Below are 7,103 nucleotides of genomic sequence, written 5' to 3'. Positions count from 1 at the left end.
CGCACACTCGACGTGCCGCGATCAGGGATCATTTCCTCGATCAGCGAGAACACGGCGCGGGTAGCCGCGCCGGGCGGCCGCACCGCTGACATCGCGGCGTACAGGCGCCAACAGATGTCGTAATCGGAGATCCGTAGCGTCGCCAAACCGGAATCGCCGATCTCGTCGAGGATGAACCGGCTCAAAAAGCCGATGCCCAAGCCGTTTCGGATGTGGGTCGCGGTGGTGGCGATATCGGCGACCTCGAGGGCGATCGTGCGCTGCACCCCGGCGGCGGCGAACGCCCGGTCGACGACGGCCCGGTTGCCGTATCCCGGCGGCCCGTCGACGAACGACATCCCGGCCAGCTCGGCCAGTGACACCGCCCCCCGACCGGCGAGGGGGTGATGCACGGGAACGACCAGCAGAAGCGGAAAGGCGGCGACGAGTCGGGTGTGCAGGTCGGCCGGCGGCCCGTCGGGGAAAACGACCAGCGCGACGTCGAGGCTGCCGTCGCGGAGTTGCTGCGCCAGGCCCGCGGAACCGGCTCGGGCGGAACGCAATTGGACCAGCACGCCGGGATGCCGGGCATAGAGCTCGGCGAGCAGCGTCGGCAGGTCGATGACGTTGATCGACGTCAGCGTCCCCAGGGTGACGGTGCCACGGATGGCTCCGCGAGTGGCGGCGACGGCGTCTTTGGCCGCGCGGGCGGCGTCGATGGTTGCGCGGGCGTGGGGCTCCAGCTCCTGTCCCGCCGGCGTGAGCGTCACCCCCGCCGGGCCGCGAACGAACAGTTCCGCGCCGAGTTCTCGTTCGAGAGCCTTGATCGTCGCGGACACTCCGGATTGGACGACGTGCAACCTTTTGGCGGCCCGGGTAAAGCTGAGGTTGTCCGCGACAGCGAGGAAATACTCCAACTGGCGAAGCTCCACCGAGCCATTATCACCGCTGGTGATGGCTCCCATCAGAAATTTTCGTTGGCGCCTGACAGTTGAGTCAATTTACGTTCGCAATTGGCTCGCGTCGATCCCAATCCCCTCAACCGGACGGTGCGCTTTATGAATTTGCAGACCCCCACGCTGACCAGGACGCGGACCCGGTGGTCCTCGGCGTCCACCGACGACCAGTTCGTCGTGCAGAACCCGGCGACGGGCCAGACCGTCACCGTCGTCCAGGGTGCCGGGCCGGACGAGGTCGACCAGGCCGTCCGCCGGGCACACGTCGCGCACCTGCACTGGAAGCAACGCCCCGCGCGGGAGCGCGGCCGATACCTGCGCCAGATCGCCGAGATCATCCGCGCCCACGCCGACGAGATCGCGGCGCTCGAGACGCTGGAAATGGGCAAGCCGATCAGCCAGGCGCGCAATTTCGACGTGGAAGCCGCGATCGCCATATTCGAGTACTTCGGCAGCTTGGTGGAGGTGCTGCCCAACCAGGCGCGCGACTACGGCCCGGTCCTGGACGTCACCACGCTGGAACCGTACGGGGTGATCGCCGGCATCGTCCCCTTCAACTGGCCGCCCATCCACACCGCCGGCAAGGTCGCACCGGCGCTGGCCGTCGGCAACGCCGTCGTGCTCAAACCACCGGAACAGGCGCCCTCGGTGGTGTTGCGGATGGTCGAACTGATCCAGTCGGTCCTGCCGGACGGTGTGGTTCAGGCCGTGCCTGGCAGGGGCGAGGTGGGCGCCGCGCTGGCCGGGCATCGGTTGGTGGGCAAGGTCTCTTTCACCGGATCGCCGCGAACGGGCGCGGCGGTGCTGCGCACCGCGGCCGGCAACCTCACCCCGACGCTGATGGAGCTGGGCGGAAAGAACCCGCTGCTGGTTTTCGACGACGCCAACCTGCACGAGGCGCTGCTGGCCGCCGTCGACGGCGGCTTCTTCAACCAGGGCGAAGCCTGCACCGCGGCGTCGCGAATCCTGGTGCAGGACAGCATCTATGCCGAGTTCGAGGCGAAGTTGTGTGACGCGGTGAGGCGGCTGCGGGTGGGCGACGGCTCAGACGCGGCGACCGACGTCGGGCCGTTGGTCAGCCGCAAGCAGCAGAACCAGGTCCTGGACTACCTGCGGATCGGTGTGGCCGAAGGCGCCCACATCGCCGCTCAGGCGCCGCTGCCCGACGATCCTCGATTGGCCGACGGCTTCTACGTCGCTCCGACGGTCCTGACCGACGTGACCCCCGCCATGCGGGTGGCCCGCGACGAGATCTTCGGCCCGGTGGTCGCCCTCATTCCGTTCACCGACGAGGACGAGGCGGTGCGCATCGCCAACGCCACGCCGTTCGGACTGGTTGCGGCGGTGTTCACTCAGGACAGCGATCGGGCGCTGCGGGTGAGCCGGCGGATCCGGGCCGGGTCCGTCTTCGTCAACAACTATCACCGGATCTCCATCGGCACCGGATTCGGCGGGGTCGGCCACAGCGGGTTCGGGCGCGAGCACGCCCAGGAGACGCTGGCGGAGTACGGGTACACCAAGACGATTCGGCTGGCCGCCGATCGCGACGAGCTGTCGTACTGGAGCGCCGCCACCAGAGCGCTGACCGGCTAGGCCTCTGGTGCGGACCATGAGGACCATAGCCCTCGAAGAGCATTACGCCACAACGGAATTCCTGAGCGGACCGGGTCGCTGGCTGGCGTCCCGCGCGGGCATCGTCGAACCGATCAGCGATCTGGGCGACGGCCGGATCGCGGCGATGGACCATGCGGGCGTCGACGTGGCGGTGCTCTCGCTGGCCGCGCCGGGCGTGGAACAGCTCGACGGGCCGGAAGCAGTTCGGCTGGCCCGCGAATGCAACGAGGAGCTCGCGGCGGCGGTCGGTCGGTACCCGGAGCGGCTGGCGGGCTTTGCGGCCCTGCCGATCAGCGCGCCCGAGGCGGCGGCCGAGGAACTCGAGCGGGCAGTGCGCGATCACGGCTTTCCGGGCGCGGTGATCAACGGGCACAGCCGGGGTCGCTACCTGGACGATCCGTTCTTCGACCCCGTCCTGTCGCGCGCGGCCGCGCTGCGGGTCCCGATCTATCTGCACCCGACCATCCCGCCGGCGGGGGTCATCGAGTCCAGCTACGCAGGGTTCTCCGCGGAGGTCACGTTCGCCCTGGCCACCGTGGGCTGGGGCTGGCACATCAACACCGCCACGCATGTGCTGCGCCTGATCCTCGGTGGCGTGTTCGACCGCTACCCCGAGCTGCAGTTCATCATCGGGCACATGGGGGAAGCGACGTCGTTCATGTTGCCGCGGTTTGACGCGACGCTGAAACCCGAACTGACCGGCCTGCGGCACCCCGTCAGCACCTACTTGCGGCGAAACCTCAACTACACCTTCGCCAACTTCAACGACGAGGCGACCTACGCCAACCTGATCGCGCAGGTCGGCGTTGGGCGAGTGTGCTTTTCGGCCGACTACCCGTTCGGGTCGATGCTCGCCGCCCGCGCTTTCCTCGACGGCCTGCCGCTGGGCGACGACGACCGGGCGCTGATCAGCCACCGCAACGCCGAGCGCTTGCTGCGCCGCTAGGCTTCACCGGTTGTTGGTCGGCACGCGGCGCGGTCATGGGTTAGCCTGAGCTGTCCCGGAGCACCACGGCAGGAGCTCGATGTCACCGTCAGACAGCGCCGCCGCGCGGCTCACGCGCGAGGACGAGGGCTATCACAAGGGCCTGAAAAACCGCCAGATTCAGATGATCGCCCTGGGTGGCGCCATCGGCACCGGCCTTTTCCTCGGTGCAGGTGGGCGGCTGGCCTCGGCGGGGCCCGGGCTGTTTTTGGTCTACGGGGTTTGCGGCATCTTCGTGTTCTTCATCCTGCGCGCGCTCGGCGAGCTGGTGCTGCACCGCCCGTCGTCGGGATCGTTCGTCTCCTACTCCCGCGAATTCTTCGGGGAGAAATTGGCTTTTGTCGCGGGCTGGATGTACGTCCTCAACTGGTCGATGACGGGAATCGTGGACACCACGGCGATCGCGCACTACTGCCACTACTGGAGGGCGTTTCACGCCATCCCGCAGTGGACCCTCGCGTTGATCGCGCTCGTTCTGGTGTTGTCGATGAACCTGATCTCGGTCAAGGCCTTCGGCGAGCTGGAGTTCTGGGCCTCGTTGGTCAAGGTGCTGGCGCTGGTGACGTTCCTCGTCGTCGGGGCGGTCTTTGTGGTCGGCCGCTTCAAGGTCGACGGTCAAAGCACCGGTGCCGGGCTGTGGGACAGCCACGGCGGCCTGTTGCCCGCCGGCCTGCTGCCGCTGGTGCTCGTCACCTCGGGGGTGGTCTTCGCTTACGCCGCAATAGAACTGATCGGCATCGCGGCCGGGGAAACGGAAAACCCGGAGAAGATCATGCCGCGCGCGATCAACTCGGTGGTGTTCCGCATCGCCGTCTTCTACATCGGGTCCACCGTCCTGCTGGCCCTGCTGCTGCCCTACACCGCCTACCGAGACCACGTCAGCCCGTTCGTGACGTTCTTCTCCAAGGTCGGTTTCAGCGGCGCGGGCAGCGTGATGAACCTGGTGGTTCTCACCGCCGCGCTGTCGAGCTTGAACGCGGGACTGTATTCCACGGGCCGCATCCTGCGGTCGATGGCGATCAACGGCAGCGGCCCCAAGTTCACCGCGCCGATGTCGAAGAACGGTGTGCCGTACGGGGGGATCCTGCTGACGAGCACAGTGGGTTTGTTGGGCATCGTGCTCAACGCCGTCAAACCGAGCCAAGCCTTCGAAATCGTGCTGCACATTGCCGCCGTGGGCATCGTGTTCGCGTGGGGGACGATCGTGGCGAGCCAGCTGCAGCTGTACCGGCTGGCAAAGGCCGGGAGGTTGCAACGACCGAGTTTCCGGATGCCGCTGTCGCCATACAGCGGCTATCTGACGCTCGCTTTCCTGGTCGGCGTCGTGATCCTGATGTTGTTCGACAAGGTGCAAGGCCCGTGGCTGGCCGCCGCGATGATCATCGGCGTCCCCGCGCTCATCGGCGGTTGGTTCCTGGTCCGACATCGGGTGAGTGCCGCCGCCCAAGACACCGCAGTGCCGGCCTCTCCCGCCACTGACCCACCCGTGGTGGCTTAAATCGCGGCCCACGGCTCGTCCAAGTCCCGCCCTTCGGCAAGGTCGCCGCAGTCGACGATCTCCACGTCCCGCCTGCCGCGCAGGTAAGCCCCCGCGCCCCGATCCCCCGATAGCTGCGCCCGCACCTCGGGCCAGTGCCGGCGCGCGATCACCGCGGGGTGACCCGGCCGGTCGCCGAAGTACGCGCGCGCCAGACCACTGCGCGACGACGCCGCGCGGGCCAAGACCCGCGCCACCACGGCGGGACCGACGTCGGGGGTGTCGACGACGTGCAGCACCGCGTAGTCCGCGTGCAAGTGGTCGGCCTCGGCCAGACCGGCGCGCACCGAGGCGCTCAGCCCGTCGCGCCAGTCGGGTGCGACGACCGGGGTGACCCCGGGCGGCGTCGCGACCTCGGCGGCCCCCAAGACCACGACGACGTCGCCGCAGCCACCGTCACGCAGCGCGCCGACCGCGGCGTCCAGCCACCCGTCTACCAGCACTTTCGGCTGCCCGTAGCGCCGTCCCTCACCCGCGGCGAGCAGCACCCCGACGTGGTGCGGAGCCGGAGCTCCCGAGTGCGATAACGGCACTCTCCTATGATGACGTTCAGCTTCTCATTCGGCGACAACCGATGGAGCGACATGACTCAGGACCCGGAAGGAAGCTCACCCTGTGGGCGTCCACGCAGACCCCGCACGAGTTGCGGGCGTTCCGTGCGGGCCTGTTAGGCATTGCGGCGCAACGGGTTCGGGTCATCATGCCCGACACCGGCGGCGGTTTCGGCCAGAAGGTGGCCATCGGCTCGGCGCCCGCGGTGATCAACGCGATCAACGCCATAGCGGAAGCACCGCGGGGGCAAGCCATGCATGAGCAACCGGTCCAGTTTGTCGGTCAACGACACTCCGATCGCGGCCAGCGTCGAACCGCGCATGACGCTGGCGGACTTCCTTCGGGACTTCTGCCGCAGCACGGGTTACCAGGGCATCGTCGCCGCGGACCACCGAGCGGCCGAGATCGAGTCGGTCACGTAGCGGTAAACCTGCGCCATCGGCTCGGCATCGATAGGCGGCTGGTTGCAGTAACTTTCGCCGCTTGTTGCGTACTCTAAGCCCTGAAATCGAAGACTTTCGGGGAGCGGCGCGTGCAGTTATCGCAAAAGGCGCGGCGAAGGCTGGCCGGCGGCTCGCTGCTGCTCTCGGCCGTCCTGGCCGGCCCCGCGTTGGTTTCGGGCTGCAGTTCGCTCATCGACGGCAAGCCGGTCGCCATCCCGGGGGCCGGGCCAACCGAGCCCACCTTTCCCACGCCGCGGCCCAGCACGACGACGCCGGCGCCGACCATCAGCCCGGGCCCGACCTCACCGACGAGCCCGACCGGGCCGGCGAGCCCGACCACACCACCGGCCGGGGTTATCCCGCTCCCGCCCGACCACAACGGCTACGTCTTCATCGAGACCAAGTCCGGCGTTACCCGCTGTCAGATCAACAAGGAGACCGTCGGCTGCGAGGCTCCGTTCACCAATTCCCCGCTGCAGGACGGTGAGCACGCCAACGGCGTCAGCATCAGCGCCGGCGGCAACGTGCAGTGGGTGCTGGGCAACCTGGGCGCCATCCCGACCGTCACCATCGACTACAAGACCTACGCGGCGCAGGGCTGGACGATAAGTGCCAGCGCCGAAGGGACCCGCTTCACCAACGACCACACTCACCACGGCATGTTCGTCAGCGTCGAGAAGGTCACGACGTTCTGAGCGCCTGAAAGCGCGAGGCAGCTGGTCACGGCGTCGACTTTGTCCGCACTGTGTCCGCAGCAGATTGATCGCCGCGACCAGGGGCACGGCGACGCCGTCGAGGTCGTCATCGAATAGTCCGTACTCGAGACAGGTATTTATGCGACCAACATTTGCGACAACGTGACCTGGAATTTTGAAGCGGCAGCGCCGCCTTTGGGTGATGTCTCATATGTGGTCTTGAGTTCAACCGGTCAGTGCATCGGTTGGATCAGGTTAGCTGGTCGTTAGCCCCAGAAGATGGGGTCGGCTCGGTCGTCGAGGTAGTCGAGCAGGTCCTGGATTTGTGGGCTGGGGTCGAGT

Annotated in this window: 7 protein-coding genes and 1 pseudogene; 6 read left to right on the top strand and 2 right to left on the bottom strand. The window is 67.6% G+C overall.

The features are described 5' to 3' along the window. The coding region (locus JWP83_RS00130) for a LysR family transcriptional regulator (RefSeq protein ID WP_297724344.1) at positions 1–911 on the bottom strand (911 nt) is incomplete at its 3' end. Positions 912–1,037: 126 nt separating this feature from the next. Here JWP83_RS00130 and JWP83_RS00125 point away from each other — a divergent pair. The 3 genes from JWP83_RS00125 (at position 1,038) to JWP83_RS00115 (ending at position 5,032) form a co-directional block, all read left to right on the top strand. Continuing rightward, positions 1,038–2,528, top strand: coding sequence for an aldehyde dehydrogenase family protein (locus tag JWP83_RS00125; protein ID WP_297724340.1), 1,491 nt, complete (start codon positions 1,038–1,040; stop codon positions 2,526–2,528). A 16-nt stretch (positions 2,529–2,544) separates the two neighbouring features. Next, positions 2,545–3,495, top strand: coding sequence for an amidohydrolase family protein (locus tag JWP83_RS00120; protein ID WP_297724337.1), 951 nt, complete (start codon positions 2,545–2,547; stop codon positions 3,493–3,495). A gap of 79 nt (positions 3,496–3,574) precedes the next feature. Next, complete coding sequence (locus tag JWP83_RS00115; protein WP_297724334.1) at positions 3,575–5,032, top strand: amino acid permease; 1,458 nt, start codon at positions 3,575–3,577, stop codon at positions 5,030–5,032. Here JWP83_RS00115 and JWP83_RS00110 read toward each other — a convergent pair. Next, positions 5,029–5,604, bottom strand: a complete 576-nt coding sequence (locus tag JWP83_RS00110; protein ID WP_297724331.1) for a nucleotidyltransferase family protein — start codon at positions 5,602–5,604, stop codon at positions 5,029–5,031. The genes JWP83_RS00115 and JWP83_RS00110 overlap by 4 nt on opposite strands. 71 nt (positions 5,605–5,675) lie before the next feature. On the opposite strand from JWP83_RS00110, the pseudogene JWP83_RS00105 reads away from it, so the two are divergent. The 3 genes and pseudogenes from JWP83_RS00105 to JWP83_RS00095 all read left to right on the top strand — a co-directional run. Continuing rightward, positions 5,676–5,837, top strand: a pseudogene (locus tag JWP83_RS00105) (molybdopterin cofactor-binding domain-containing protein); the annotation flags it as partial. Positions 5,838–5,880: 43 nt separating this feature from the next. Then, entirely contained in the window at positions 5,881–6,045 is a 165-nt protein-coding gene (locus JWP83_RS00100; RefSeq protein WP_297724347.1) for a hypothetical protein, read from the top strand. A gap of 110 nt (positions 6,046–6,155) precedes the next feature. Beyond that, positions 6,156–6,761 carry a hypothetical protein gene (locus tag JWP83_RS00095; protein ID WP_297724329.1) on the top strand — a complete coding sequence of 202 codons (606 nt, stop codon included), beginning with the start codon at positions 6,156–6,158 and terminating at the stop codon, positions 6,759–6,761. Positions 6,762–7,103: the final 342 nt, after the last annotated feature.

It is taken from the genome of Mycobacterium sp. (assembly GCF_025965855.1).
In the GTDB taxonomy this organism is placed as follows: domain Bacteria; phylum Actinomycetota; class Actinomycetes; order Mycobacteriales; family Mycobacteriaceae; genus Mycobacterium.
Note: the sequence above shows the minus strand (reverse complement) of the source record. Positions and strands in the feature narration are given on the sequence as shown.

Excerpts from the sequence above, each read along its gene's own strand:
- JWP83_RS00100 (WP_297724347.1), top strand. The coding sequence starts at position 5,881 with ATGAGCAACCGGTCCAGTTTGTCGGTCAACGACACTCCGATCGCGGCC.
- JWP83_RS00120 (WP_297724337.1), top strand. The coding sequence starts at position 2,545 with ATGAGGACCATAGCCCTCGAAGAGCATTACGCCACAACGGAATTCCTG.
- JWP83_RS00115 (WP_297724334.1), top strand. The coding sequence starts at position 3,575 with ATGTCACCGTCAGACAGCGCCGCCGCGCGGCTCACGCGCGAGGACGAG.
- JWP83_RS00125 (WP_297724340.1), top strand. The coding sequence starts at position 1,038 with ATGAATTTGCAGACCCCCACGCTGACCAGGACGCGGACCCGGTGGTCC.